This is a genomic window from Streptomyces sp. NPDC000941 (genome assembly GCF_053599555.1).
The window spans coordinates 26,536-52,643 of record NZ_JBSFMM010000040.1 but is presented as its reverse complement, the minus strand read 5'-3'; the positions used below and the strand labels follow the sequence as shown (position 1 = coordinate 52,643).

27 protein-coding genes and 1 tRNA gene are annotated in these 26,108 nt (G+C 71.0%); 18 read left to right on the top strand and 10 right to left on the bottom strand.

All coding sequences use genetic code 11. The features are described from left to right. Nucleotides 1-51: 51 nt before the first annotated feature. A complete protein-coding gene (locus ACWDSL_RS15720) occupies nucleotides 52-1,311 on the top strand; it encodes a cytochrome P450 (RefSeq protein ID WP_450485599.1) in 1,260 nt (419 codons plus the stop codon). Nucleotides 1,312-1,351: 40 nt separating this feature from the next. Here ACWDSL_RS15720 and ACWDSL_RS15715 read toward each other — a convergent pair whose 3' ends face one another. After that, on the bottom strand, nucleotides 1,352-2,806 hold the full coding sequence (locus tag ACWDSL_RS15715) for a cryptochrome/photolyase family protein (protein WP_450485597.1): 1,455 nt from the start codon (nucleotides 2,804-2,806) through the stop codon (nucleotides 1,352-1,354). Nucleotides 2,807-2,836: 30 nt separating this feature from the next. Continuing rightward, the gene (locus ACWDSL_RS15710) at nucleotides 2,837-4,375 is read right to left on the bottom strand and encodes a DUF2867 domain-containing protein (RefSeq protein ID WP_450485595.1); all 1,539 of its coding nucleotides are present in this window, start codon (nucleotides 4,373-4,375) and stop codon (nucleotides 2,837-2,839) included. Between the two features lie 153 nt (nucleotides 4,376-4,528). Between ACWDSL_RS15710 and ACWDSL_RS15705 the strand changes: the two genes are divergently transcribed. The 4 genes from ACWDSL_RS15705 to ACWDSL_RS15690 all read left to right on the top strand — a co-directional run bounded on the left by ACWDSL_RS15705 (nucleotide 4,529) and on the right by ACWDSL_RS15690 (nucleotide 6,700). After that, complete coding sequence (locus tag ACWDSL_RS15705) at nucleotides 4,529-4,885, top strand: PRC-barrel domain-containing protein (protein WP_043490772.1); 357 nt, start codon at nucleotides 4,529-4,531, stop codon at nucleotides 4,883-4,885. 33 nt (nucleotides 4,886-4,918) lie between these two features. Then, nucleotides 4,919-5,086 (top strand): hypothetical protein, encoded by a 168-nt coding sequence (locus ACWDSL_RS15700; RefSeq protein WP_450485593.1) that lies wholly within the window; start codon nucleotides 4,919-4,921, stop codon nucleotides 5,084-5,086. A 464-nt stretch (nucleotides 5,087-5,550) separates the two neighbouring features. Continuing rightward, a complete protein-coding gene (locus ACWDSL_RS15695) occupies nucleotides 5,551-5,847 on the top strand; it encodes a type II toxin-antitoxin system VapB family antitoxin (RefSeq protein WP_003986294.1) in 297 nt (98 codons plus the stop codon). A gap of 148 nt (nucleotides 5,848-5,995) precedes the next feature. Further along, nucleotides 5,996-6,700 carry a LytR C-terminal domain-containing protein gene (locus ACWDSL_RS15690; RefSeq protein ID WP_450485591.1) on the top strand — a complete coding sequence of 235 codons (705 nt, stop codon included), beginning with the start codon at nucleotides 5,996-5,998 and terminating at the stop codon, nucleotides 6,698-6,700. 83 nt (nucleotides 6,701-6,783) lie between these two features. Here the strand turns inward: ACWDSL_RS15690 and upp are convergent, their stop codons facing one another. Further along, nucleotides 6,784-7,419, bottom strand: coding sequence for a uracil phosphoribosyltransferase (upp, locus tag ACWDSL_RS15685; protein WP_450485589.1), 636 nt, complete (start codon nucleotides 7,417-7,419; stop codon nucleotides 6,784-6,786). Nucleotides 7,420-7,721: 302 nt separating this feature from the next. Here upp and ACWDSL_RS15680 point away from each other — a divergent pair, with 302 nt between their 5' ends. From ACWDSL_RS15680 to ACWDSL_RS15665, 4 genes are all read left to right on the top strand, one after another. Next, a complete protein-coding gene (locus tag ACWDSL_RS15680) occupies nucleotides 7,722-8,261 on the top strand; it encodes a tRNA adenosine deaminase-associated protein (RefSeq protein WP_450485587.1) in 540 nt (179 codons plus the stop codon). Between the two features lie 25 nt (nucleotides 8,262-8,286). Continuing rightward, the gene (gene tadA / locus ACWDSL_RS15675; RefSeq protein ID WP_450485585.1) at nucleotides 8,287-8,793 is read left to right on the top strand and encodes a tRNA adenosine(34) deaminase TadA; all 507 of its coding nucleotides are present in this window, start codon (nucleotides 8,287-8,289) and stop codon (nucleotides 8,791-8,793) included. Nucleotides 8,794-8,835: 42 nt separating this feature from the next. Beyond that, nucleotides 8,836-8,922: transfer RNA gene (locus tag ACWDSL_RS15670), tRNA-Ser, on the top strand. A gap of 289 nt (nucleotides 8,923-9,211) precedes the next feature. Beyond that, the gene (locus ACWDSL_RS15665) at nucleotides 9,212-9,826 is read left to right on the top strand and encodes an RDD family protein (protein WP_450485583.1); all 615 of its coding nucleotides are present in this window, start codon (nucleotides 9,212-9,214) and stop codon (nucleotides 9,824-9,826) included. A 34-nt stretch (nucleotides 9,827-9,860) separates the two neighbouring features. On the opposite strand, the gene ACWDSL_RS15660 is transcribed toward ACWDSL_RS15665, so the two are convergent. After that, nucleotides 9,861-10,085, bottom strand: coding sequence for a hypothetical protein (locus ACWDSL_RS15660; RefSeq protein WP_385626464.1), 225 nt, complete (start codon nucleotides 10,083-10,085; stop codon nucleotides 9,861-9,863). A 73-nt stretch (nucleotides 10,086-10,158) separates the two neighbouring features. Continuing rightward, nucleotides 10,159-10,833, bottom strand: a complete 675-nt coding sequence (locus ACWDSL_RS15655; RefSeq protein WP_450485581.1) for a MerR family transcriptional regulator — start codon at nucleotides 10,831-10,833, stop codon at nucleotides 10,159-10,161. Between the two features lie 107 nt (nucleotides 10,834-10,940). Here ACWDSL_RS15655 and ACWDSL_RS15650 point away from each other — a divergent pair, with 107 nt between their 5' ends. Beyond that, nucleotides 10,941-13,148, top strand: coding sequence for an MMPL family transporter (locus tag ACWDSL_RS15650; RefSeq protein WP_450485579.1), 2,208 nt, complete (start codon nucleotides 10,941-10,943; stop codon nucleotides 13,146-13,148). Here ACWDSL_RS15650 and ACWDSL_RS15645 read toward each other — a convergent pair. Continuing rightward, nucleotides 13,145-14,371, bottom strand: coding sequence for an amidohydrolase family protein (locus ACWDSL_RS15645; protein ID WP_450485577.1), 1,227 nt, complete (start codon nucleotides 14,369-14,371; stop codon nucleotides 13,145-13,147). The genes ACWDSL_RS15650 and ACWDSL_RS15645 overlap by 4 nt on opposite strands. 196 nt (nucleotides 14,372-14,567) lie before the next feature. Continuing rightward, entirely contained in the window at nucleotides 14,568-15,026 is a 459-nt protein-coding gene (locus ACWDSL_RS15640) for an Hsp20/alpha crystallin family protein (protein WP_450485575.1), read from the bottom strand. A gap of 117 nt (nucleotides 15,027-15,143) precedes the next feature. Between ACWDSL_RS15640 and ACWDSL_RS15635 the strand changes: the two genes are divergently transcribed. Then, on the top strand, nucleotides 15,144-16,022 hold the full coding sequence (locus ACWDSL_RS15635) for a universal stress protein (protein WP_450485573.1): 879 nt from the start codon (nucleotides 15,144-15,146) through the stop codon (nucleotides 16,020-16,022). 25 nt (nucleotides 16,023-16,047) lie between these two features. On the opposite strand, the gene ACWDSL_RS15630 is transcribed toward ACWDSL_RS15635, so the two are convergent. Beyond that, on the bottom strand, nucleotides 16,048-17,073 hold the full coding sequence (locus ACWDSL_RS15630; protein ID WP_450485571.1) for a 6-phosphofructokinase: 1,026 nt from the start codon (nucleotides 17,071-17,073) through the stop codon (nucleotides 16,048-16,050). Between the two features lie 153 nt (nucleotides 17,074-17,226). On the opposite strand from ACWDSL_RS15630, the gene ACWDSL_RS15625 reads away from it, so the two are divergent. From ACWDSL_RS15625 to ACWDSL_RS15610, 4 genes are all read left to right on the top strand, one after another. After that, a complete protein-coding gene (locus ACWDSL_RS15625) occupies nucleotides 17,227-17,391 on the top strand; it encodes a hypothetical protein (protein WP_014177815.1) in 165 nt (54 codons plus the stop codon). A gap of 230 nt (nucleotides 17,392-17,621) precedes the next feature. Then, the gene (locus tag ACWDSL_RS15620) at nucleotides 17,622-18,455 is read left to right on the top strand and encodes an RNA polymerase sigma factor SigF (protein WP_450485569.1); all 834 of its coding nucleotides are present in this window, start codon (nucleotides 17,622-17,624) and stop codon (nucleotides 18,453-18,455) included. 188 nt (nucleotides 18,456-18,643) lie between these two features. After that, nucleotides 18,644-19,474 (top strand): RNA polymerase sigma factor SigF, encoded by an 831-nt coding sequence (locus ACWDSL_RS15615; RefSeq protein ID WP_450485567.1) that lies wholly within the window; start codon nucleotides 18,644-18,646, stop codon nucleotides 19,472-19,474. Between the two features lie 111 nt (nucleotides 19,475-19,585). Continuing rightward, nucleotides 19,586-20,440 (top strand): hypothetical protein, encoded by an 855-nt coding sequence (locus tag ACWDSL_RS15610; protein WP_450485565.1) that lies wholly within the window; start codon nucleotides 19,586-19,588, stop codon nucleotides 20,438-20,440. On the opposite strand, the gene ACWDSL_RS15605 is transcribed toward ACWDSL_RS15610, so the two are convergent. Continuing rightward, on the bottom strand, nucleotides 20,437-20,649 hold the full coding sequence (locus tag ACWDSL_RS15605; RefSeq protein ID WP_450485563.1) for a hypothetical protein: 213 nt from the start codon (nucleotides 20,647-20,649) through the stop codon (nucleotides 20,437-20,439). The genes ACWDSL_RS15610 and ACWDSL_RS15605 overlap by 4 nt on opposite strands. 218 nt (nucleotides 20,650-20,867) lie before the next feature. Between ACWDSL_RS15605 and ACWDSL_RS15600 the strand changes: the two genes are divergently transcribed. The 3 genes from ACWDSL_RS15600 (at nucleotide 20,868) to ACWDSL_RS15590 (ending at nucleotide 25,194) form a co-directional block, all read left to right on the top strand. Continuing rightward, complete coding sequence (locus ACWDSL_RS15600) at nucleotides 20,868-21,353, top strand: MarR family winged helix-turn-helix transcriptional regulator (protein WP_450485561.1); 486 nt, start codon at nucleotides 20,868-20,870, stop codon at nucleotides 21,351-21,353. Nucleotides 21,354-21,360: 7 nt separating this feature from the next. Then, nucleotides 21,361-24,018 (top strand): MFS transporter, encoded by a 2,658-nt coding sequence (locus ACWDSL_RS15595; RefSeq protein ID WP_450485559.1) that lies wholly within the window; start codon nucleotides 21,361-21,363, stop codon nucleotides 24,016-24,018. 300 nt (nucleotides 24,019-24,318) lie between these two features. Further along, entirely contained in the window at nucleotides 24,319-25,194 is an 876-nt protein-coding gene (locus tag ACWDSL_RS15590; RefSeq protein ID WP_450485557.1) for a YceI family protein, read from the top strand. A 16-nt stretch (nucleotides 25,195-25,210) separates the two neighbouring features. On the opposite strand, the gene ACWDSL_RS15585 is transcribed toward ACWDSL_RS15590, so the two are convergent. Then, a complete protein-coding gene (locus tag ACWDSL_RS15585) occupies nucleotides 25,211-26,032 on the bottom strand; it encodes a TetR/AcrR family transcriptional regulator (RefSeq protein WP_450485555.1) in 822 nt (273 codons plus the stop codon). Between the last annotated feature and the right edge of the window lie 76 nt (nucleotides 26,033-26,108).

The window sequence follows — 26,108 nt, the reverse complement described above, 5'->3', positions numbered from 1 at the left end:
CGGGCCCCAGCCCGGGCCTGACGGGCCCGCCACCCGGAAGGACTCTCCGTCATGACGTACGGCACATATCTGCGGAAGATCACCGACCCCGCCAACCGCGCCGACCCCTACCCCCTCTACGCCGAGCTGCGGAAGACGCCCGTGCTGCGGGACGAGGGCGGCCCGTACCTCGTCAGCACCTACTGGGAGATCCACGGCCTGCTGCACGACCCGCGGCTCAGCTCCGACCCCCGTAACCTCGACCCGGACGCCGCCGCCGCGCTCGCCGTGGCCGAGGAGGCGGACGACCCGACCCTGCCGCCGAGCTTTCTGCGGCTCGACCCGCCCGAGCACGACCGGCTGCGCCGCATCGCGACGTACCCCTTCGGGCCCCCGCACACCCCGCGGCGGATCCACGACATGCGCGGCGAGCTCGCCCGGATCGTCACCGACCTCATCGACGACTTCGAGGGCCGGGACCGGGTCGACCTGGTCGACGACTTCGCTTACCCCTTCCCGGTGACCGTGATCTGCCGGCTGCTGGGGGTGCCCCGCGCCGACGAACCCCTCTTCCACGCCTGGGCCGACACCATGCTCACCAGCCTCGACCCCGCCGCCGCCTCGGACGCGAACAACGCCGACCGGCGCCGGGCCGTCCGGCAGGCCCGTGTCGAACTGGGCATGTACCTGTCCGAGTTGATCGAGGACCGCCGCCGCGCACCGGGCGAGGACATGCTCTCCTCCCTCATCCACGGGGACGGCCCGGACGGCCGGATGAGCCACGCCGAACTGGTCAGCACCGCCGTACTGCTGCTGATCGCCGGGCACGAGACGACCGTCAACCTGATCGCCAACGGAATGCTGACCCTGCTGCGCCACCAGGACGTCCTCAAGCGGCTGCACGACGACTCACGCCTCGCCGTCCCGCTGGTGGAGGAGGTGCTGCGCTACGAGCCCCCGGTCCAACTGCTGCCGCAGCGCACCCCGCTCACCGATATCGACATCGCGGGCGTCACCATCCCCAAGGGCGCGGCCGTCTGGCTGGTCCTGGCCTCCGGCAACCGCGACCCGAAGCGCTTCCCCGACCCCGACCGGTTCGACCCGGACCGCAAGGACAACCAGCACCTGGGCTTCGGCAGCGGCATCCACATCTGCTACGGCGCGCCGCTGGCCCGGCTGGAAGGCCAGATCGCGCTCGCCGAACTCGCCCGCCGGCTGGAGAACCCCCGGCTGCTGGAGGACCCGCCCCCGTACCGCCACAACGCGGTGCTGCGCGGTCCGCGCCACCTGCCCGTCGGTTTCGACGGCGTACGCCCGGCCCGGGAGCCCTGAAGGCGCCGCTGGCACACGCGGATGCGGACGCGGATGCGGTTCAGCCACGGCCGCGTCTGAAGCGGTCCGCCGCCTCGGCGAGGTCCACGATCGGGTCGGGGTAGGCGAGGGCGGCGCGGTCCGGGCCGGGCAGCCGCCAGGGGCGGTGCACGGCCGGGCCCTGGACGGCGGCGAGTTCGGGCACCCAGCGGCGTACGTACTCCCCTTCGGGGTCGTGGCGCAGCGCCTGGGTCAGCGGGTTGAGGATCCTGCCCGGGCGGGTGTCGGTGCCGGTACCGGCCACCCACTGCCAGTTGAGCTGGTTGTTCGCGATATCGCCGTCCACCAGCAGCGCGAGGAAGTGCCGGGCACCGGTGCGCCAGTCGACGTACAGGGTCTTCGCCAGAAAGCTCGCCGCCACCAGCCGCGCCCGGCCCGGCATCCAGCCTTCCCGCATGAGCTGGCGCATCGCCGCGTCCACAACCGGATAGCCGGTCAGCCCCGCGCACCAGGCCGCGATCTCGTCCGCGTCATGGCGCCAGCGGTCGTGCCGCGGGCGGTAGTCGCGGTGGGCGGCATCCGGGCGCGCGGCCAGCACCTGGTGGTGGAAGTCCCGCCAGGCCAGCTGCCGTACGAACGCCTCGGCCCCCGGACCGCCCGCGTCCAGCGCCCGGCGCGCCACCTCCACCGGCGACAGACAGCCGAAGTGCAGATAGGGGGAGAGCCGGGACGTGGCGTCCCCGGCCAGGTCGTCCTGCCGCCCGGCATAGTCCGCCAGCGGCCCCGCCACCCACAGCCGCAACCTGCGACGGGCCGCCGTCTCACCCCCGGCGGGCAGACCGGGGGAGGCCGCGCCCGGGGCCAGCGACGCCGCGGTGGGCAGGGCGACGGACCGGACCGAGGGCACGCGAACCACACGCGGCGCGCGGAGCGGAGCGCGCCAGGGCTCGCTGCGCCAGCGGCGGTAGTACGGGGTGAAGACCGCGAAGTGGTCCTTGCGCGGGGCTCCGCCGGAGGTGCTGTGGTCCTCAGCGTGGTCCTCGCGCGGGGCTCCGCCCGAGGTGCTGTGGTCCTGGCCCGGCCGGCCGCTGCCCGAAGGCACGAGCACACCGGGCGCGACCACCGTCACCGCGCCCTCGTGCACCCGTAGCTCGCGCCGCCCGCGCGCCAGCGCCGCGCGCAGCCGCGCCTCGCGCCGCGCCGCGTAAGCGCTCGCGCCGCCCGCAACGTGCACCGCCCCGGCCCCGACGCGCGCCGCGACCCGGCAGGTCTCCTGGACCACCTCGCCCCGCCGGACCACCAGCCGTCCGCCGCGCGCCCGCAGCGCCGCGTCGAGGTCGGCGAGGCAGTCAGCGAGAAAAGCGGCCCTATTGGGCACGACGAAATCCGCGTCCCGTATCCCGGAATCGATGACGAACAGCGGCACCACGCTCTCCGCCTCCCGCAGCGCGCCGTTCAGCACAGGGTTGTCGTGCACCCGCAGATCCGCGGTGAACAGGGCGACGCTCACGCGCACCGGCACTCACCACCCCGCTCAACCGGCCGCTCAGCCGGGCACGGCCGCGTGCGCCTCGGCGCGGGCGGCGACGTTCCGGGCCATGCCGTCGAAGACCAGACCGCCGCAGGCCGCGCCGCCCCAGCCGCAGAGTCGGCCGGTCAGCCCGTGCGGCTCGAAGACGGCGTGCTGCCGGTACACCGCGCCGCCCGCCCCGTCCTCGCCCACCGAGATCTCCAGCCAGGCCGGTCCGGGCAGCGGCAGTTCGGACCGCAGGCGCAGCCGCCGCCGCGGCTCCACCTCCTCGACCCGCCAGAAACGCAGCCGGTCCCCGGCCCGCAGCGGGGCGGCCTCCCGGCGGCCCAGGTGCAGACCCACCCGGCCGACCACCGTGTCCAGCCAGCCGCGCAGCGCCCAGGCGGGCGGCAGGGACTGCCAGCGTTCCCCGCGCGCGATTCCCTCCACCGCCTGCCAAAGTTCCTCCGGCGCCGCGTCCACCACCCGCTCGCGGTGGTCGACGCGGCGGCTGCCGCCCGCCCAGGGCGGGTCCGTCGGCAGCGGATCGCTCGGCTCGGGCGGTGCCGCATGCGACCGCAGTGCCAGCCGTAGCGCCTGGTCCAGGGGGAGTGGGCCGTCCGAAGGACAGTCCAGCAGCTCGGCCGAAGGACCGGCCGAAGGCATCGGCACATAGCGAGCGATGTCCCCCTCCCCGCAGACCACTTCATGCCGCAGCGACTCCACCAGCGGGCGGGCGAGGGCGCCCGGTACGGGCGTGACCAGGCCGACCCACAGGCTGGAGAGGCGTGGGGTGAGCACCGGCACGGGGATCACCAGCCGCCGCGGCAGCCCGGCGACGGCCGCGTACCGCCGCATCATGTCGCGGTAGGTGACCACGTCCGGCCCGCCGATGTCGAAGGCGCGGTTCACCTCATACGGCAGCCGGGCGCAGCCCACCAGCAGCCGGAGCACATCGCGGACGGCGATCGGCTGGGTCCGGGTGCGCACCCAGCGCGGGGTGACCATCACCGGGAGCCGTTCGGTCAGATGGCGCAGCATCTCGAACGAAGCCGAACCCGAGCCGATGATCACACCGGCCCGCAGTACGGCCGTGGGCACGCCTGACGCCAGCAGCACCCGGCCCACCTCGGCCCGCGAGCGCAGATGGGGGGACAGCTCGCGCTCGGGCACCCCGGACGGGGTCAGTCCGCCGAGGTAGACGATCCGCCGGACCCCGGCGGCGCGCGCCTGTTCCCCGAAGTTCCGGGCCGCCCGGCGGTCGGTCTCCTCGAAGCCGGGGCCGGTTCCGAGCGAGTGCACCAGGTAGTACGCGACGTCCACGCCCTCCATCGCCGCCCGTACGGACCGCGCGTCCAGGACGTCCCCGCGCGCCTGCCCCACCCGCTCCGCCCAGGGCTGCCGGCGCAGCTTGTCGGGCGAGCGGACCAGACAGCGCACCGGATGCCCGGCCGCCAGCAGTTCGGGCACCAGTCTGCTGCCGATGTAGCCGGTCGCCCCGGTGACCAGGCAGCGCGGCGGCGGGGACAACGCGGACGACGCGGACGACGGGTCGAGGTTGCGGTGATCTGCCATGCCGGACTCCGTGACTACAAAGACTCCGTGACCGGTGGCCTCCCCCAAGCCATGCTCCGGGCCTCCGCCGGGCGGCGCAACCGCCGGGCGCGTGGAGTGGCCGCCCGCCGAAGGGCGTCGGAGGATGAGAGCAAGCGATGTTTGGAGGGCACGGTGTTCGAGGCCGACGACATCCGAAAATGGCGCGACCATGACGTGGTGGACAGCTCCAGCCGCAAGATCGGCACGTTGGAGTCGATTTACGTGGACACCGCCACCGATGAACCCGCTTTCGCGACGATCACGGTCGGCATGCCGACCCGACGGCGGCTGGTGTTCGTACCGCTCGACGGCGCGAAGGTGGGCCCGGACTATCTCAAGGTCACGTACCCCAAGAACCTGGTGCGGGACGCCCCGTCGATCGGAACCGATGACGTGCTGCCCGCCACCGAGGAAGAGGCGGTCTTCAAGCACTACGAGCTGAGCTATCAGCCGGGCGCCGGCGGCGAGCGGCGGCTGGCCCGCCCCTGACCACGCTGCGCACTTTGAGCAGGAGAGGGTGAGATGGCGCTGTTCCTGCTGCTGCTCCTGGTGGCCGTCGCGCTCGGGATCACCGGGGCGGTCGTCAGCGGGCTGCTCTACCTGCTGATCATCGGCGTGGTCGTCTTCCTCGCCGACATGGTCTTCCTCGGCACGCAACTGCGGCACAGCGGCAGGCGCCCGGTCCGCTGACGCTTCCCACTGGTCTCACTGAGCTGACCCCGGGCAGCACAAAACCTGCGAGGTGGGCTCCCTTCGCCGGCATTGTCCGGATCAGGTTGTTGGAGGTCGCCTTCCGGTCTCCCCGACCTTCCGGCCTCTCAGCCCGACCATCTAGGACGCGCCCTCTCCGGAGAACCTCTCCGTTCCGAAGAACCGAAGTTCTTCTTCCTGGAGTACAGACGTTCTCTTTCCCGAACGTGTCTCCGGTCGAGCTCCCTCGCTCGCCCCGCAGGCTGTTATTTACGTTACTCCCGCACCTTCTGCGCGACTAGTCCCGGTCAAACATTTTTACCCGATTTGCCGACTTTTTCGCTTCTTGCCCCCTCGGGGCGGCTCCAGGAACGGGCCCGGCGCGGGCGCGGAGCGGGCGACAGCCACCTGGCACTCCCGCGCCTTGGCTGCGCCGGGTGCCGCTTGCCCGGTAGGCTTTCCGTGTGATCTTCAAGCGCATCGGAAACGGTCGGCCGTACCCCGACCACGGCCGGGAAAGCACCCGCCAGTGGGCGGATGTCGCCCCACGCCCGGTACGTCTTGACCAACTGGTCACCACGAAGCAGCAGCTCGACCTCGAGACGCTGCTCGCGGAGGACTCGACGTTCTACGGGGACCTCTTCGCCCATGTCGTGAAATGGCAGGGCGATCTGTATCTCGAGGACGGGCTGCACCGCGCCGTGCGCGCCGCGCTCCAGCAGCGCCAGGTGCTGCACGCGCGCGTCCTGGAGCTCGGCTGATCGGTCGGCGCCCACACGACGCCCACACGAACGCCGCCCGCTCGCCGCACACCTGTCCGACGGGTCCGTTGGCCCTTTCGGGTTGGGCTGTGTGGCAACCATTGATCATTTAGTAGGCATCGTCACCAAGCCGCACTACGCTGCCGCTATGAGCATGCTCACCCCTCCCGGCATGGGCGGAAAGTACCGCATCACGGGCAACCGCTACCCGCGTATGCGCCGACCCCGAGGCCGCCGTCGGCTCGTATTCGCCGCGATGGGTACGGTCGTCGCCCTCGGCCTGGTCGGCTGGGGAACGCTTCAGCTCATCGACGTTTTCTCGGGCGGCGACGACGACAAGACGGTGCGCGCGGCGCGGGGCACGGCGGACTGCAAACGCGAGCCCGCCAAGGGCCAGGACCAGCACAAGGCCGACAAGGCCGACAAGACCGGTAAGGCCGGCAAGGCCGCGCGTACGGCCCAGCAGGCGCCGAAGTCGCTGCCCAAGCCCGCCGAGATCACCGTCAACGTCTACAACGCCACCCCGCGCACCGGGCTGGCCAAGGACACCGCCGACGAGCTGCGGAAACGCGGCTTCAAAATCGGCAAGGTGGGCAACGCGCCCGCCGCGTACGACAAGAAGGTCAAGGCCCCCGGCCTGCTGCTCGGCGCTCCGGCGGCCACCGACGGGCCCTTCGACGTACTCGCCACACAGCTCACCGGCGCCCAGACCAAGAACGACGCGCGCTCGGGCAAGGACGTCGACCTGGTCATCGGGACCGCGTTCAAGGACCTGGTCAAGGAGAAGGACGCCGTCAAGGCGATGGCCGCCCTGGCCACGCCCAAGCCGTCGTCCTCCGCCCCGACCTGCTGACGCCTCCCGGCCCGCCGTTCAAAAGGCTCATCGGCGGGCCGTGCCGCTCAGACCGCTGAGGCCGCTGAGGCCACTGCGACCGCTCAGCCGGCCGTCCCGTACATCCGGTCCCCGGCGTCACCGAGCCCGGGGACGATGTACCCGCTCTCGTTCAGCCGCTCGTCGACCGACGCGGTGACCACCGTGACGGGCGCGCCCGCCAGCTCGCGCTCCATGGTCTCCACGCCCTCGGGCGCGGCCAGCAGACACAGGGCGGTGACATCGTCGGCGCCACGGGCTATCAGCTCCCGGATCGCCGCGACGAGCGTCCCGCCGGTCGCCAGCATCGGGTCCAGCACGTACACCTGACGGCCGGAGAGGTCCTCGGGCATCCGCGTCGCATACGTCGACGCCTGCAGCGTCTCCTCGTCGCGGATCATGCCCAGGAAGCCGACCTCGGCGGTCGGCAGCAGCCGCACCATGCCGTCCAGCATCCCCAGGCCCGCCCGCAGGATCGGCACCACCATGGGGCGCGGATAGGACAGCCGCACCCCGGTCGTCGCCGTCACCGGGGTCTCGATGTCGACCTGGTCGGTGCGCACGTCCCGGGTCGCCTCGTAGGCGAGCAGGGTGACCAGTTCGTCGGCGAGCCGCCGGAAGGTGGGGGAATCAGTGCGCTTCTCGCGCAGCGTGGTGAGTTTGTGAGCCACCAGCGGGTGGTCGACGACATGGATCCGCATGGCATCGACAGTAACCGAGCGCCCCGACACCCACGCCGCCCGGCCGCGCTTCCGTCCCCTCCCTGCTCCGCCCTGCTCCTCCCGGCGGCATGTCGGACAACCCGGATGCGCCAGGTGCCACGCCGTCGGACGTTCCGCTGGTGAGGCCCGTAACAGTCGCCCTACCGGTCCGTTTCGGTCCGCGTGAGTTACATCTCTTTGGACTGGTGCACGACGCAGCGCGGAAGACCTCTCGCGAAGCGAAGGTTTCTGTCACGATGCCGATTGGGGTGGGGCACCGTCCCGCCCGCCCCAGCACGCCTATGACCAGTGGGAGAGTCACGGTGTACTTCGCCGCATTGCTCGCGCGCACCGCAGAAGGGTGGGAAGCGAGCGACACAGAGCTCGATGACGTGGAGACCCTGACAGATCTGATCGAACTGGCCCGTGAGGCCTCAGACGACGACACGGTGCTGGCCTTCATCGAGCACGAAGACGCGTGGTTCGGCGTCGTCCGTGTGGACGGCGAGGAGGACCCGCACATCTATGTATCGGACGCCGCCGCGGCCGCCCGCAGCTCGTACGGCCAGATGCTCACCGACGAGCTGCTCGGCCGGGGCGCCGACGAGGACCTGGACAGCCTCGTCGACCTGGACGGCACCGAGGACGGTGAGCCCGACGCGAACGACGACGAGGACGCCGACCCGGACGCGCCGGTCCCGGCGGGCCCGCTCGGCGACGCCGACATCCTCGCCGACCTCGGCATGAGCGAGAAGGAGCTGAAGGCCCTGGACGGGGACGCGCTCGAATCCATCGCCGACATGCTGGGCTGCAGCATGGAGGGGCTGGAGGCGGTGCGCTGATCGCTCCGTCGCCCACACTGGTGCCATGACCGATCCGCTGTCCGGCCTCCTCTCCGGTCCCGCCCCCGACCCCCTCCGCGACCCCTGGCGCGCACCGATGCGCCTCGCGCTGGAGGAGGCGGCGCGGGCGCCGGAGACGGGCGACGTGCCGGTCGGCGCCGTCGTGCTGGGCCCGGACGGCTCCCCCCTCGGTCACGGCCGCAACGAGCGCGAGGCCCACGGCGACCCCACAGCTCACGCCGAGGTCCTCGCGCTCCGCGACGCCGCCGGCCGCCTCGGCGGCTGGCGCCTGACCGGCTGCACCCTCGTGGTCACCCTCGAGCCCTGCACCATGTGCGCGGGCGCGATCGTCCTGTCCCGCGTCGACCGCGTGGTCTACGGCGCCACCGACGACAAGGCCGGCGCCGTCGGCTCCCTCTGGGACGTCGTCCGCGACCGCCGCCTCAACCACCGCCCCGAGGTCGTCCCCGGCGTCCTCGCAGACCAGTGCGCCGCCCTCCTCACCGCCTTCTTCCGCGCCCCCCGCCCCTAACCGATTTCGGAGTACGGCGGGCCGTCCGCTAAGCTCTCTCTCGGTAGCGTGTCCGAGCGGCCTAAGGAGCACGCCTCGAAAGCGTGTGAGGGGGCAACTCCTCCGTGGGTTCAAATCCCACCGCTACCGCTCTGAAGTACAAAGACAAGGGACCCGACCTGATCATCAGATCAGGTCGGGTCCCTTGTCGTGCTCCGTCTCGTTTTCCGTCCCAGAACCGTCCCATTACCGTCCCAGTCCGGGCCCTGCGAGCCGTCCTCCGGCCGCGACGGGATGTCCCCTCCTACGCTGTGGCCACCGCCACATCACGCCTCTGGGGGAACTGATGCTCCGACGAGCGGTACCGGCACCTGGGATCACTGAAGAGGGGACGGCGCCTGCCCGCCCCCCACGGACGCGCCGACTGTTCGCCTGGGCGTTGGATTTCGCCCTGGTCGTGGCAGTGGCCGTGCTGCTCGGCTGGTTCACCTTCCACCGGATCAGCGCCGAAGTGAGCGACGTGACGAGCCTTGCCGAAACCAGCGCCTGGCAGGTCATCACCTCGAACGGCGACCTGACGGGGGTGGGTCAGAAAGTCGGGGAGTCGCTGTGGCGGCATGCGGTGACGGCCGTCCAACAGGGCTTCGCCGCGCTGGTCGTGTTCACCTTCGCCTACCACTTCCTCTCGCTGGCCGTGCTGGGCCGCACCCCGGGCCAGGCGCTGACGGCCCTGTGTGTCGTCCGGCGCCGTGGCGGCGGGCGGCCCGGGCGGGGCCAGGCCGGGGTGCGCGCCGCCGTGACCGCGCTGGTCGATGTCGGCTGGTACGCGCTGGCCTGCTGCCTGCTGGCCGACGGCAAGGTCGCGCTCTCGGTGCTGTGCTGGGTCGTCGCCGTGGCCTTCTTCGCGCTCAACGCGGCGCTGGCGCTCGTGGGCTCCCGGAGGTCGCTGGCCGACCGGCTGGGTGGCGTCACGGTCACCAGCGCCTGGCAGGTCCGCGCCGCGCTCACCCGGCTCGGCGGCGCGGTGCGGCGGCGCGGTCCAGCCGGAGCATGAGAGCGACGCCCTGCCCTCGGCACGCGGCTCAGTGCTACGCCGCAGGCCAGTCGTCGGGGCCGCCGCCGTGCCACTCGATGAGCCGCGGGTCGTCGATGGGGGCGTCCTCCGTGATCAGGCCCGCGCGGCGCAGTACGCCCCGCAGTTCATCGGCGCTGACGACGACCCCGACGTCAGCGCCGTCGATCATGACACGGCGGCGCCCGTCGAGCGGCTCGTCCACCACCACGCGAGGCCGGTCCCTGGTCTTGTCCTCCATAGGTCCAGCGTCGCCATGACCGGCGCCGCCCGCACCTCGGGTCCGGCGGGCGGGTGGTCCGGGCGGGTGAGGATCAGCCGTGTGGGTCTGCTTGTGGTGCCCGGTCGTCTTGTGGTGCTTGGACGTCGGTGAAGAGTTCGGCGGAGTGGTGGACCTGGGCCAGACGGCGGAGCGCGGCGAGGAGTGCGTCGCCGAGGATGTTGCCGAGGATCACGGCCTCGGCCATGCCGTCGGTGTCGGGGCGGCGGCGGACGAGGTCCAGGTCGGTCGAGGCGATGACGTCGGCGGCGCGGGCGTAGTCGTCGAGCCGGTCGACGAATTCGTGCAGGCCCAGTTGGCGCAGGGCGCCGAGGACTTCGGCGGTCGCGGCGACCGAGGGGCTGTCCGCGGTGACCTTCCAGCTCTGGCGCTGGACGAGGTCGAGGACTTCGGCCGTCGCGTCCTCGCGGGCGTCGTCGTCGCAGTAGGCGGCGGTGCGGATGACGGTCTGCTGAGCCGCGCCGAGGACTTTGTGGGTGCCGGTGTCGGGGCTGTCGAGGGCGGCGATGACATCGCGCGCCACGGCGACGGACAGGCCGCCGACGTCGAGGAGCGCGCGGATCAGGCGCAGTCTCCGCAGGTGCCGGTCGTCGTAGTGGGCCTGGTTGCGGCTGGTGCGCTCGCCGGGCGGCAGCAGCCCTTCCCGCAGGTAGTACTTGATCGTTGGCGTGGGTACGCCGCTGAGGCTGCTGAGCTCCCCGACGCGCATCGATGACCCTCCGGCTTGTGGACTCTCCTTGCACTTTCGCACCCCCATGATAGATAGTCCCACTATCGGAAGTGGCACTATCTACTATCTATTCAAGGGGTGGGTTCATGCTGTCCTCTCTGGGGCGGCTCACCGCACGGCATCGCTGGTGGGTCGTGGTCGCGGCGGCGCTGTTGACCGTGTTGGGCGGTGTCTGGGGAACGGGCACCTTCGGAACGCTGACCGGCGGCGCCGGATTCGACGATCCGCACAGCGAGTCGGTGCGGGCCGACCGGATACTCGCCGGTCCGCTGGGCCGCCAGTCGGCCGATGTGGTGGTGCTCTACACCAGCGAGAAGCACACGGTGGACGACCCGGCCTTCGCCGACCCGGTCCGCAGGGCCCTGGACGGCGTACCCCGCGAGGGCGTCGCGCGCCTGGAGACGTACTGGTCGGTGAAGGGGGAGGACGGTGTACGGGCCCGGGAGTTCATCTCCCGCGACCGCCACGCCACCTACGCCACCGTCCAGTTCACCGCCGACGGCGACCAGGACCAGGTCGCGGCCCTGAGCGAGATCGAGGACCGGTTCGCGGTGCCCGCCGCCTCCGGCGTCACCGTGCGATTCGGCGGCACCGCGGCCATGACCGAGCAGGTCAACGCCCGCACCGGGGCCGATATCGGACGCGCGGAGATGCTGTCCCTGCCGATCCTGATGGTGCTGCTGCTGGTGGTCTTCGGCAGCGTCGTCGCGGCCTCGCTGCCGCTGGCCGTGGGCGTCCTGGTGGCGCTCGGTTCACTGGTGGTGCTGCGCACCGTGTCCCTGTTCACGGACCTGTCCAGCTCCGTGATCAATGTGATCACCATCCTGGGCCTGGGGCTCGCGATCGACTACGCGCTCTTCATGGTCGGCCGGTTCCGCGAGGAGCTGGCCGCCGGAGCCGACGTGGACGAGGCGGTGGAGCGCACCACCGCCACCGCCGGGCGCACCGTGGCCTTCTCCGGCCTGGCCGTGGCCATCTCCTTCACCGGCCTCACCCTGTTCCCCTCCCGTTTCCTCAGCTCCATGGGGTACGCGGCGGTCGCGGTCGTGGTCTTCGCCGTCATCGGTTCGCTGACGCTGCTGCCCGCCCTGTTGCGCTTCGCCGGGCACCGTATCGACGCCGGACGGCTGCCCCTGCCCCGCGGCCTGCGCCGTACAAGGCGTACGACGACACGTACGACGGGTACGCACGCCCCGGGCGACGACGAGCGGGGCCGCTGGTACCGGCTGGCCCATACGGTCATGCGCCGCCCGCTGCTCACCACCGCCCTGCTCACCCTCTCCCTCCTGGGGCTCGCCGGACCGGCGCTCGGCGTCAACTGGGCGCGCCCTGCGGACTGGGTGCTGCCCGCCGGCGCCGACGCCCGCCAGGTCGCCCGGCAGTTGGGCGACCGCTTCGACCACGACCCCACCAAGGTCGTCACCGCCGTCGTCGAGCTGCGGGACGGCGCGGCGGACCGCTCCGGACAGCTGGCCGGCTACGCGGACCGACTGGGCGCGGTCGAGGGCGTCAAGGACGCCGCTGTCACCGCCACCCGTGGTGAGGTCGCCCGGATCACCCTCCGCTACGCCCCGGACCCGATGTCCCGTGAGGCACGCGCCATGGTGGAGGAACTGCGGGCGCAGACCCCGCCCCCGGGAGCCGAAGCGCGGTTCACCGGTATGCCCGTCTCGCGGGTCGACATCGTCGACATGATCGGCGAGCGGGCCCTGTGGATGGGGCTGTTCGTGGCCGTCGTCTCGGCCCTCGTCCTGTTCCTGGCGTTCCGCTCCCTGGCCGTCCCTCTCATCACGGTGGCCATGAGCGCCCTGTCGCTGCTCGCCGCCTTCGGGGTGATCACCTTGATCTTCCAGTACGGCGTGGGAGCCGGGCCGCTCGGCTTCGAGGCGATCGGCGCCGTGGACGCGAACTTCCCCGTCCTCATCGTCGCCATCGCCTTCGGACTGGCCATGGACTACCAGGTCTTCCTGCTCTCCCGGGTCCGCGAACGCTATCTGGCCACCGGCGACCCGGCCGAGGCCACGGCCACCGCCCTGCAGCGCACCGCGGGCACCATCACCAGCGCCGGGCTGCTGCTCGCCGTCGTGGTCGGCGGATTCGCGTTCTCCTCCATCACCTTTCTGAAGATGATCGGCATCGGTCTCGTCCTGGCCATCGCCCTCGACGTACTGGTCGTACGGGCCCTGATGCTGCCCGCCGTCCTCGGCCTGCTCGGCCACCGTGCCTGGCGCGGGCCGGCCCCGTCACCTGACGACCACCGGGCCGCGCCCGCCCCCGAACCCCAGCGGCGTTAACCCACGCGGTCCTTGTCGAAGTCCAGGTCGAGCATCCGGATCGCGTTGCCCCGCAGGATCTTGTAGACGGTCTCCGGCGGCAGCCCGGCCACATGGTCGGCCGCGACCCGCCTGGTGTGCGGCCAGGTCGAGTCGACGTGCGGATAGTCGGTCTCGAAGGTCGCGTTGTCCACGCCGACGGTGTCCAGCGAGGCGACGCCGTGCTTGTCGCGGAAGAAGCAGCAGAAGATCTGCCGGTAGTAGTACGTGGACGGCGGCTCCGGGATCAGATCACGCACCCCGCCCCAGGCCCGGTGCTCCTCCCAGACATCGTCCGCGCGCTCCAGGGCGTACGGGATCCAGCCCATCTGACCCTCTGCGTACGCGAGCTTCAGCCGCGGGAAGCGCACCAGGACGCCGCTGAAGAGGAAGTCCATCATCGACGCCATGGCGTTGTTGAAGCTCAGCGCTGCCTGGACGGCCGGCGGGGCGTCCGGTGAGGCGGCGGGCATCTGGGAGGACGATCCGATGTGCATGCACACGACCGTGCCCGTCGCCTCGCATTCGGCGAAGAACGGGTCCCAGTAGCCGCTGTGGATGCTCGGCAGCCCCAGGTACGTGGGGATCTCGCTGAACGTCACGGCGCGCACGCCACGGCCTGCGTTCCGGCGGATCTCCTGCACCGCCAGCTCCACGTCCCACAGCGGGATCAGGCACAGCGGGATCAGCCGCCCGCCGCTGTCCCCGCACCACTCCTCCACCATCCAGTCGTTGTACGCCCGGACGCAGGCCAGGCCGACCTCCTTGTCCTCGGCCTCGGCGAAGGTCTGGCCGCAGAAGCGCGGGAAGGTCGGGAAGCACAGCGAGGCCTCGACATGGTTCATCTCCATGTCCGCGAGCCTGGCCTTGGGGTCCCAGCAGCCGCGCCGCATCTGGTCGCGGGTGATGCCTTCGAGGGTCATCTCGTCGCGCGAGAAGCCAACCGCCGCGATGATCCGCTTGTACGGGAAGAGCAGCCCCTCGTACCGCCACCAGTCGGTCGGCGGGCCGTCCGGGTCGGTGGTGATCCGGTACTTGCCGCCGATGTAGGCCAGCTCGCCGATTCCGGCGGTCATGGGCTTGGGGCCGCGGTCCCGGTACTTGGCGGGCAGCCAGGTGTCGAAGAGGTGCGCGGGCTCGATCACATGGTCGTCCACGCTGATGACCATGGGCAGTTCGGTTGCGCCGTTCGTCTCGCCAGTCATGCCGTCCCCTCCCCTGGTGTCCGGGCGGGACCGGACACCCACTCATCTGACGGTCCGTCAGCTGGAGGGTACGGAGTAAGGCATCAACCAGCAAGAGAAACAGCGACTCGCTGCTTACGGCTCGCCGCTTACGGCCACCCGCCTACGGCCACCCGCCTACGGCCACCCGCCTACGGCCACCCGCCTACGGCTCGCCTTACGGCTCGCCGCCGGTGATCTCGACACGGCGGGGCTTGGCGGCCTCCGCCTTCGGGACGGTCAGGCCGAGGATTCCGTCGGCCAGCTCGGCGCTCACCTTGCCGGTGTTCACATCGCCGGGCAGCGTCATACGGAACTCGAACCGCCCGGTGCGGCGCGTGCTGCGGCGCAGCACCCCGGGGCGCTCCGGCTCCTTCAGCTCACCGGAGACGGCCAGCTCGCGCTCGCGGACCTGGATGTCGATGTCCTCCCGGCGGGCGCCGGGCAGCTCGAGCTCGACCAGGTAGGCATCACCGCCCTCGGCCACCTCGACCGGCGGCATCCACGCCCGTTCCGCCGCGGCGGACAGCGCGGCACCACCGACGGCGGATTCCAGCAGCGTGCCCATCTGGTCGAAGAGCTCGCCGAACTCCGCCATCGGGTTCCGCCATCCGGAGAGCCGATGTTCGACCGGCAAACCGGCTCGTCCTCGTCGTACGGGCACGCTCATCCCCGGTCACCTTCCCTTCTCGGCCCACTACTGCGGATATTTGCCTCATATCTAGACTAAGTGAGGTAGCAGGAGGGAGTCCCGATGAGTGGCGGCGGCCCCGTTGTGGCCGGAGTCGACGGTTCCGAGCCCAGTCTTGCGGCGGCGGAGTGGGCCGCCCGGGAAGCGCTGGACCGAGCGGTTCCGCTGCTGCTTCTGCACGCCTCCCCGCCGCTTCCGCCCCGGATCTCCCCGGTGCCGGGCGAGGACGCCTGGGGACACGTCGGCGAGCAGATGATCCGGCAGGCCGCGGCGGACCTCGCCGAGCGCCGTCCGGGCCTGGAGGTGACCGGTGAGCACGTCGCCACGGCCGCGGACGAGGCCCTGCTCACGGCGGCGGGGGGTGCCGGGCTCATGGTCGTGGGGGCGCGCGGCTGGGGCGGGCTCGACGGGCTTGCGGTGGGGTCCGTGGCGCTGCGGGTGGCGACGGCCGCCGACTGCCCGGTGGTGACGGTCCGGGAAGGTCCCACGGACAGGGAAACAGACCGGGAAGCGGAGGTAGTGGCCGCCCTCGACGTACAGGGCCGGTTGGCCGAAACCGCCGACTTCGCCTTCCGCGCCGCCCTGGCGCACAAGGCCCGGCTGCGCGTGGTGCATGCGTGGGCACTGCCCGCCGCCACCCCCTCCGCCTGGATGATCGGCGTCCTCGAGGAGGACCGCGGCAGGTGGGAGGACCAGGAGAGCCAGGCGATGTCCGACGCCCTGCGGCCCTGGCGTACGAGATATCCGCAGGTCGAGGTCTTCCCGGACATCGTTCTGCTCAACCCGGCGCAGGCGCTGGTCAGATCGTCCGCGCGGGCGCTGCTGCTGGTAGTCGGCCGCCGTACGGCCGACCGGGTCGCCGAGCGGCACCTGGGGCCGATCGCCCACGCCGTACTGCACCACGCCCACTGTCCGGTCGCCGTGGTGCCCCACCCCGCCTGACACAGCCCGATGACATCGATCGGCATCAGCCGAAGAAGACGCCGAACTCCGCATAGAGGGCCGGATCCACGCCCTTGGTCCCCACCGTGACCTCGGACAGCGGCACGCGCACGATGTCCGTGCCGCGCAGCGCGACCATCGTGCCGAAGTCCCGCTCGTACACCGCGTCGATCGCGCGCAGCCCGAACCGCGTCGCCAGCCAGCGGTCGAAGGCGCTGGGGGTGCCGCCGCGCTGGATGTGTCCGAGGACCGTGGTGCGGGCCTCCTTGCCCGTGCGGTCGGAGATCTCCCGGGCCAGCCACTCCCCGATGCCGGACAGCCGCACATGGCCGAACTCGTCGAGCGAGGAGTCCTTCACCACCATCTGCCCCTCTTTCGGGACCGCCCCCTCCGCCACCACGACGATCGGGGCGTACCGGATCTTGAAGCGGCTCTCCACCCATTCGCAGACCTGGTTCACGTCGAACGGCTGCTCGGGGATGAGGATGACGTTGGCGCCGCCCGCGATGCCCGAGTGCAGCGCGATCCAGCCCGCGTGCCGGCCCATGACCTCGACGACCAGCGTCCGGGTGTGCGACTCGGCGGTGGTGTGCAGCCGGTCGATGGCCTCGGTCGCGATGTTGACCGCGGTGTCGAAGCCGAAGGTGTAGTCGGTGCCTGCGACGTCGTTGTCGATGGTCTTGGGCACGCCGACGACGTCGATTCCCTCGCCCGCCAGCACCGCGCCGACCCCGAGCGTGTCCTCGCCGCCGATCGCGATGAGCGCGTCGACCCCGTACGCCTCCAGGTTCTCCCGCACCCGGGCCACCCCGTCCTCGCTCGCCAGCGGATTGGTCCGGGAGGAGCCGAGAATGGTGCCGCCGCGCGGGAGGATGCCGCGTACGGCGGGGATGTCCAGCGGCACGATCCCGCCCTCCAGGGCGCCGCGCCAGCCGTCCCGTACGCCGACGAACTCGAAGCCGCACTCCTGTACGCCCTTGCGGACGATCGCGCGGATCGCCGCGTTGAGGCCCGGGCAGTCGCCACCGCCGGTCAGCACACCGACCCTCATCTGAGCCCCTTTCCCCTTCACTGCCCTTCTCTTTCCAGAATCCACCTTTATGCCGGAGACACGAATCGATTAGTAGGACTGATGAGACCACTGCGCCAAACGTGTGGATAGACTCACGCGACTGCACAGGGGCCGCAGGGGAGGCAGCACGGGATGGCACAGGCGAAGAAAGTCGCGCTCTACATGCTCATCGTCTTCGTGCTGTATACGATCATCAACAGCCCGGCGCGCGCGGCCGACCTGGTCCAGGTGGGTTTTGAGGGGATATCGGACGCCGCCAAGAGTGTCGGCGAGTTCATGACAGAACTGATCAACTGACCAACGGATCCACCCAGGCCCCCGACCTCGGACACCAGACCTCTGGCCCGCCCCGCCGGGGGTCGTCGCATATCCGCGTACGCCCCGGCGCGCGCCCCCACGCCCGCCCCACCCTTCGAACACCCGGCAACCCCACCACCAACACGTAGTAATGCGGTGCTTGCACACAGTGCACATGTCTTGTGATGCTATGACCGCTTTGCCGGGTGAGTACATCGTGAAGGGGTGGCGTGACCGTGTCGGCCCGTACCGCGCCAAGAACGCCGCCCCAGGGCGACGGCGGCAGCGACAGCGGCAGAAGCCGCGGGGCGGACGCCAGGGCGCTCACCCAGGTGCTGTTCGCCGAGCTGTCCTGCCTGACGCCCGGCACCCCCGAACACGGGCGCGTACGGGATGCGCTGATCGAGGCCAATCTGCCGCTGGTGCGCTACGCCGCGGCCCGGTTCCGCAGCCGCAACGAGCCGATGGAGGACGTGGTCCAGGTCGGCACGATCGGCCTGATCAACGCGATCGACCGGTTCGACCCGGAGCGCGGTGTGCAGTTCCCGACCTTCGCCATGCCGACCGTGGTCGGCGAGATCAAGCGCTACTTCCGCGACAACGTCCGCACCGTCCATGTGCCGCGCCGGCTGCATGAGCTGTGGGTGCAGGTCAACGGCGCGACCGAGGATCTGACCGTGCTGCACGGCAGATCCCCCACCACGGCCGAGATCGCCGAACGGCTCGGCCTCGGCGAGGACGAGGTACTGGCCTGCATCGAGGCCGGGCGCTCGTACCACGCGACCTCACTGGAGGCCGCCCAGGAAGGCGACGGGCTGCCGGGGCTGGTCGACCGGCTCGGCTACGAGGATCCGGCGCTCGCCGGAGTCGAACACCGCGATCTGGTGCGGCACCTCCTCGTCCAACTGCCGGAGCGCGAGCAGCGCATCCTTTTGCTCCGTTACTACAGCAATCTGACTCAATCTCAGATCAGCGCCGAGCTCGGCGTCTCACAGATGCATGTCTCCCGGCTGCTGTCCCGCAGCTTTGCCAGGCTCAGGTCCGCAAACCGGATCGAGTCATAACCGGGACGGGGGACCCCTCCCTCACTCCTTCCGGGCAGTAATGTCGACATGGCGCTACAGCGTGTTGCCGACATGTGACATTCTGCAGGAACCGCGTTTGACGCGGCCTCACCTCCGGTATTCAGGGGGAGGCTGCGTTCGACACGACGAGCGCAGCCGGGATCCGTCCGCGACCCAAAGGGGGTGGCATGTCCGTAGAACTGGGCAGCTCGAAGGTGCTCACCAAAGACGCACCGCACGTGCTCGACGACGGCGACGCCATCGACACCCGCACCCTCTCCCGCTCCCTGTTTCTGCGGCTCGCCGCGCTCGACCGGGACAGCGTGGAGCACACCTACGTACGTGACACCCTCATCGAGCTGAACCTCCCGCTGGTGCGCTATGCGGCGGCCCGCTTCCGCAGCCGCAACGAGCCGATGGAGGACATCGTCCAGGTCGGCACGATCGGTCTGATCAAGGCGATCGACCGGTTCGACTGCGAGCGTGGCGTGGAGTTCCCGACCTTCGCCATGCCGACCGTCGTGGGCGAGATCAAGCGCTTCTTCCGCGACACCAGTTGGTCGGTGCGGGTGCCGCGGCGGCTCCAGGAGCTGCGCCTCGCCCTCACCAAGACCAGCGACGAGCTGTCCCAGAAGCTCGACCGCTCCCCGACCGTCACCGAACTCGCCACCGCGCTCGGCGTCTCCGAGGAGGACGTGGTCGACGGGCTGGCGGTGGGCAACGCCTACACCGCCTCCTCGCTCGACTCCCCGTCTCCCGAGGACGACGGCGGCGAGGGGTCGCTGGCCGACCGGCTGGGCTACGAGGACACCGCGCTCGAGGGCGTGGAGTACCGGGAGTCCCTGAAGCCGCTGCTGGCCAAACTCCCGCCGCGCGAGCGCCAGATCATCATGCTCCGCTTCTTCGCCAATATGACGCAGTCGCAAATCGGCGAAGAGGTCGGGATCTCCCAGATGCATGTCTCACGGCTGCTGACGCGGACTCTGGCGCAGCTGCGAGAAGGGCTCATCGCCGACTGAGACGCCGGTAACGCGTCAGCGGTGACGCACCGCTGACGCGCCGTCATCGGGCCGGTGCCCGGCTGCCGCATGACCCTGTACACCTGATGGGTCGTCAGCCACACTGGCCCGATGCGATACGCGTGGAGCCGGACAACGGGCCGCCGGGGCACGGCGATCGCCTCCTCGGCGGCCGCGCTGTGCCTGGGCATGCTGCTCAGCGGCTGCGCCGACGGCGACGACGGATATCTCGCGGCCGAGGCGGCCGGGCCGAACGAACCCAGTGCCACGTCCGCACCGCCCGGGGGCGGTGTGAAGCTGGTGCCGCTCGACGGCGACGGCGATGGCACGGCAGACGGCAAGGGGCGCTCCTCCGGGTCCGGGGATACGAAGACCTCGGGCGCGCCGGACGCCTCGTCCGGGCGGGACGGGGCCGCCGCGACGGGTAGGCCCGGCAAGTCCCCGGGGAGAAGGCCGGGCCCGGCTGGCGCCCACGACGGCACCGGCGGCGGCGGAAGCGGCTCAGGCAGCTCCGGACCCGCCGACGGCTCCGGCGGCTCGGGAAGTACGGACGACCCTCAGTCCACGCCCGGCTCGCCCTCCACCCCGAGCGGCCCCGCCGTGCTGAAGATCGGCGATCTGGTGCGCGCGGCGGCCGACGACCGCTGGTGCGAGAAGGTGACCGTGGAGTTCCGCAACACCGGGGGCACCCCCGTGACGTCGGGAACGATCACCTTCGCGACCCACATCATCGACGTCCTTGGCATCGACTGGGCGACGATCGAGTCGAAGCGCAGCCTGCCGGTGCCGATTCTCGCGGGCGGGAAGAAGGAGAAGACCTGGGACGTGTGCGTGGACGACTGGCGGGTGCCGCTCGGCATGCACATCGAGACCCAGGACGCCTCCGTGACCTGGACCAAGAACCAAGCCGGGGACCAGTCCACGGGCCAAGCCAAGGACCAGGCCGGGGACCAGGCCGAGGATTAGGCCAGGGCCAGCCAAGCGACACCGGCGACGACGGCGATCGCGACGATCACGCCGACGATCACACCGATGCGCGGGCCGCCGGAGGAAGAAGGAGCGGCCGCTCGCTGCTGCTGCCGCCCGCCCTCGTCGTCGTCGACAAAGGCACGGAACATCTGGGTCGAGCCGGCCGGGTCGTAGTTGCCCTCAGGACCTTGGGGGTTGTTCGCCATGGCCCAGGACCCTAGCGAATGAGCGCATTCCCGCACACCCCCGGGCCCCACCACCCTCGAACGCCCCGCCCGCACCGCTGGCGGCCCGCTTGACCGCGCCCTGGGTGAGCCTTTGCGGGCAATTTACTCTGCGAAGCCCGATTTAATTTGCCTGCAGCAACTAACCAACCTATGGTTGCCCTAAGCAACCGATAGTTCCCGACAGCCCTGGAGTCGCCATGGCCGCACAGAGTCAGTACGAGGAGCTGGCCCGGCAACTCAGCGCCATCGGCACCGTCAAACGAGGGCTGTCGCGCGTCCTCCCCCCTGACTGCGCTGCCGGCTCGGCCATCGTCCTGATGCTGCTCAACCGCTTCGGCGAAATGCGCATGAGCAAACTGGCCGAGCTGCTCGACATCGATATGTCGGTCACGAGCCGCCATGTCGCACACGCCGCCGAGCGCGGCTGGATCGACCGGAAGCCGGATCCACAGGACCGGCGGTCCCGGCTGCTGAGCCTCAACGCCAGCGGCGAGAAGCTGCTCAACGAGGTGTCCGAGCGCTATACGCAGGCCCTCGCCGCCGCTCTGAGCGACTGGTCCGACGACGACGTCGGCCGCCTCAACGAACTACTCGCCCGGCTGCGGACGAACTTCGGCGACACCAGGTCCCGGGTTCCCCAGCTCCTGGACGAGAGCACTACCCGTACACCAACGCAACGATAGGAACTCCATGGCAACGACCACACCGGACGGCGGTGTGCGGGGACCCGCGGGGCACCCCGCCCATGCCAAGCCTGGAGGCGGAGGCCACCGCGGTCACCAAGGCCACGGCTCCGACCCGACGGCTCCGATGACCCACCGGCAGATCATGGAGGCGCTGTCCGGGCTGCTGCTCGGCATGTTCGTCGCGATCCTCTCCTCGACGATCGTCTCCAACGCCCTCCCGGAGATCATCGCCGACCTCCACGGCAGCCAGTCCTCGTACACCTGGGTGGTCACCGCCGCCCTGCTGTCGATGACCGCCACCACCCCGCTGTGGGGCAAGCTCTCCGACCTGTTCAGCAAGAAGCTCCTCGTCCAGATATCGCTGGTCATCTATGTGGCCGGCTCCGTGGTCGCCGGACTCTCGCAGAGCGCGGGCATGCTGATCGCCTGCCGTGTGGTGCAGGGCATCGGAGTGGGCGGCCTGTCGGCCCTCGCCCAGATCGTGATGGCCGCGATGATCTCCCCGCGCGAGCGCGGCCGCTACAGCGGCTACCTCGGCGCGACCTTCGCGGTGGCCACCGTCGGCGGCCCGCTGCTGGGCGGCGTGATCACCGACACCTCCTGGCTCGGCTGGCGCTGGTGCTTCTACGTCGGTGTGCCGTTCGCCCTCATCGCGCTGATCGTGCTCCAGAAGACCCTGAAGCTGCCGGTCGTCAAGCGTGAGATCAAGGTCGACTGGTCCGGTGCCTTCTTCATCAGCGCCGCGGTCTCGCTGCTGCTGATCTGGGTGACCTTCGCGGGTGACAAGTACGACTGGAACTCCTGGCAGACCTACGCCATGGTCGGCGGCGCGATCGCCCTCGTACTGATCTTCATCCTGATCGAGAGCAAGGCCAGCGAGCCGATCATCCCGCTGCGGCTGTTCCGCAACAAGACGATCGCGCTGGCGTCGCTCGCCTCGCTGTTCGTCGGTATCGCGATGTTCGCCGGGACCGTCTTCTTCAGCCAGTACTTCCAGCTGGCGCGGGACAAGACGCCGACCATGTCCGGTGTGCTCACCATCCCGATGATCGGTGGCCTGTTCGTCTCCTCGACCGTCTCGGGCCAGGTCATCACCAAGACAGGCCGCTGGAAGGCGTGGCTGGTCACCGGCGGTGTGCTGGTCACCGCGGGCCTGGGGCTGCTGGGCACCATGCGGTACGACACGCCCTACTGGCACCTGGCCATCTTCATGGCGCTCATGGGCCTCGGCATCGGCATGATGATGCAGAACCTGGTCCTGGCCACCCAGAACCAGGTGGCCCCGCAGGACCTGGGCTCGGCCAGCGCCGTCGTCACCTTCTTCCGCTCCCTGGGCGGTGCGGTCGGCGTCTCGGCGCTCGGCGCGGTGCTCGGCAACCGCGTCACCGACTACGTCAAGGACGGCCTGACCGAGCTCGGCCCCAAGGGCAAGGCACTGGCCCAGAGCGGCGCCGGTGGCGGCGCGATCCCCGACCCGGACAAGCTCCCGGAGCCGCTGCGCACCATCATGGAGAGCGCGTACGGACACGGCATCGCGGATGTCTTCCTGTACGCCTCGGGGGCCGCGCTGCTGGCCTTCTTCGTCACGCTGTTCATCAAGGAGGTCCCGCTGAAGACCCGGTCGGGTGCCCAGGCTTCTTCCGACGAGGCCGCCCAGGCCGCGGCCCCGGCGGACCAGGACCTGGCGGCGAGCGCCGCGAGCGCCACAAACCCCGCGACAGCCACGACAGCCACGGCCGCCATGGAGCAGCTCGAGCCCGCCCTCGTGGGCGCGCCGGTCACCGACACATCCGACACGTCCGGCACCGCGTCGGAGTACGCCCTGGCGGACGCGTCCGCCACGCAGCGGCTCGCCGCGTACGCCTCCGCCGGAGACGGCGGCGCCGGCCACCACCCCCGGCAGGGCGTGCACGGTTTCGTCCGGAACGCCGACCGCAGCGCGGTCCCGCGCGCCGCGATCACGCTGATCTCGCTGAACGGGCGGCAGCTGGGCCGTTCCGTGGCCCACGTGGACGGCTCGTACGCCCTGGACGCGCCGGGCTCCGGCACCTACGTCCTGATCGCGGCCGCCGACGGCCACCAGCCGCAGGCGTCGACCGTGGTGGTCGGCGACGAACCGCTCGCCTTCGACGTCGTACTGGCGGCGACCAGCGGCCTGGCGGGCAGCGTGCGCGGCGCCGCCGACGGGCTGCCGGTCGAGGCGGCGATGGTCGTGGTCACCGATGTCCGCGGCGAGGTGCTGGCCACCGGGAAGACCGGTGAGCAGGGCGACTTCAGCTTCGAGGAGCTGGTCCCCGGGACCTTCACGGTCGCGGTGAACGCCGCCGGCTTCCGGCCCGCCGCGCTGCCCGTCGAGGTCGGCGCCCAGGGCCTGACCCGGGTCGAGATCGCGCTGCAGGCCGGTGCGCGGGTGCAGGGCGTGGTACGGGCCGGGGCCGACCGGCGGCCGCTGCCGGACGCGCGGGTCACGCTGGTGGACGCGGCCGGGAACGTGGTCGCCACCGCGACGACCGGGGAGGACGGGGCGTACGCCTTCACCGACCTGAACGCGGGCGACTACACGGTCATCGCGAGCGGCTACCCGCCGGTCGCGGGCGCGCTGACGGTCCAGGGGCAGGGAGTCGACGGACACGACGTCGAACTCACCCATCCTGTCGACTAGAGGGCCTGAGGGGCCTGAAAGAAAGACCCCCGGGGCCGGGGCGCGGCAGAGCGGAGACGCGCCCCGGCCCCGGCCGGGACGGCGCAGGAGCGCCGGTCCTGGAACCCGGATCCCGGCGGCGGTGTATAGCAGGTGAGAGCGAGCCTGCCAGGCAGGGGACGGCCTGACACCGCCGCTCGGGGTCCGGCGCACGAACAAGCCACAGACATACGAGCCACAGACGCACATGGCACAGACGCACATGGCACAGACGAGACAGCCCCGACAGAAACGGGAGCGGGAGCGGGAGCGAGAGGCGGCATGACGACCACTGCAGCAGAAACGGGCGGAAGCGCGAGCGGAGGGCTGCGCGCCCGGATCCGTACGCGCGACGGCTGGGCGGTGCAGCACGCCGTTCTGACCGTCACGGATATGACGGGCGCTCAGGTGCTGCGCGCCCAGGCCGACGAGGACGGCGCGGTGCGCACCCACGAGCCGCTGGCGCCCGGGCCGTACACGGTCATCGCCACCGCCGTGGGCTATGCCCCCGCCGCCTCGACCGCGATCGTCACGGCCTCGGGCCGCGTCGAGCTCGGCACGGTGGTGCTGGCCCGGCAGGGCGGGGTGGAGCTGCCGCCGCCCGGCGCGTGGACGATCGACCCGGCGCACTCGAATGTGGGGGCCGTCGCACAGCATCTGGGCATCTCCAGCGTGCACGGCCGGTTCACGGAGTTCAGCGGGCGTATCGACATAGCCGAGGACATCGAGAAGTCCGGCGTCGAGGCGGTCATCCAGGCCGCGAGCATCGACACGGGAAACGGTATGCGGGACGGCCATCTGAAGTCGGCCGACTTCCTGGACGTGGAGCGCTTCCCGGTCCTGACGTACCAGAGCACGGGTCTGACCCCGGCCGGCGCCGACCGCTGGACGGTGCACGGCAAGCTGTCCCTGCACGGCGTGATACGGGAGGTCGACCTGGACCTGACGTATCTGGGGACGGGCCCCGACCCATGGGGCGGGGTGCGGGCGGCCTTCCGCGCGACGGCGCAGCTGCGGCGCGAGGACTTCGCGATGAACTACAACCAGGTGGTCGCGGCGGGCATCGCCGCCATCGGGACGACGCTGCGGGTCGAACTTGCCATACAAGCAATTCAAGGGGGCCAGGCGGTGCAGGGCACGGAGCTGCCGAGCGCCTGAGGCGGGCGCGCCACCCTCAGTTCTCGCCGTCTCTGCCGTCGCGGAGGGTCTCGATGCCGGCGATCGCACAGTCCAGGGCGAAGGTGAAGTCCCGCTCGCGCATCTCCTGGACGGTGCCGCCGCATCGGGCCTCCATGAGCGCCCGTGATTCGTCGAACTCCGGGCGGCCCTCGATGGCCCCCATCGTCTCGGCGAAGAGCTCGTCCTGGCTCATGCCCGCGGCCCGGGAGCGGGCGGCGAAGCGGCCCTCGATGGTGCTGAAGCCGTAGACGAACTGGAAGACGAGGGCCAGCGCGCCCGGCACCTGTGCCGCGGGCAGATCGCTGGCGCGCACCACGCGCTGCACGGCGGTGGAGAAGACCATGGCGTTCGGCCCGATGTTCATGTACTCGCCCATCAGCGGGGACAGCCAGGGGTGGACGACCAGCAGCCTGCGGTATTCGGACGCGATCTGGCGCAGCTGATCGCGCCAGTCCCGGGCTCCGGTCTCCAGGTGCTCATAGCCCTCGACGTCCAGATGCTCATAGCCCTCGACGGGGCCGAGGATCCCCGCGGGGAGCGACATCTCGCCCATCGCCGCGTCGAGGGCGAGTTCGAGGAGATGGTCCTTGGTCTCGACGTACCAGTAGACCGACATGGCGGTGACCTCCAGCTCGGCCGCCAGCCGGCGCATCGAGAACCCGGCCAGCCCCTCGGCGTCCAGCAGCCGGACCGTGGCCGCGACGATCTTCACATGGTCGAGCCCGGCCGGCTGCTGCTCCGCCTTGCGCTTCGGGGCCTTGCGTTCGGAGAGCCAGATGCTGGTCCGCGGACGGATGACACGGCTGCCTGTTGCCATGGCGCGCTCTCCTTCTTCCCTGCGCCCAGGGCCGCGCGGCTTCAAGACGCGCGGCCGGTGGCGTCTTACGTACCCG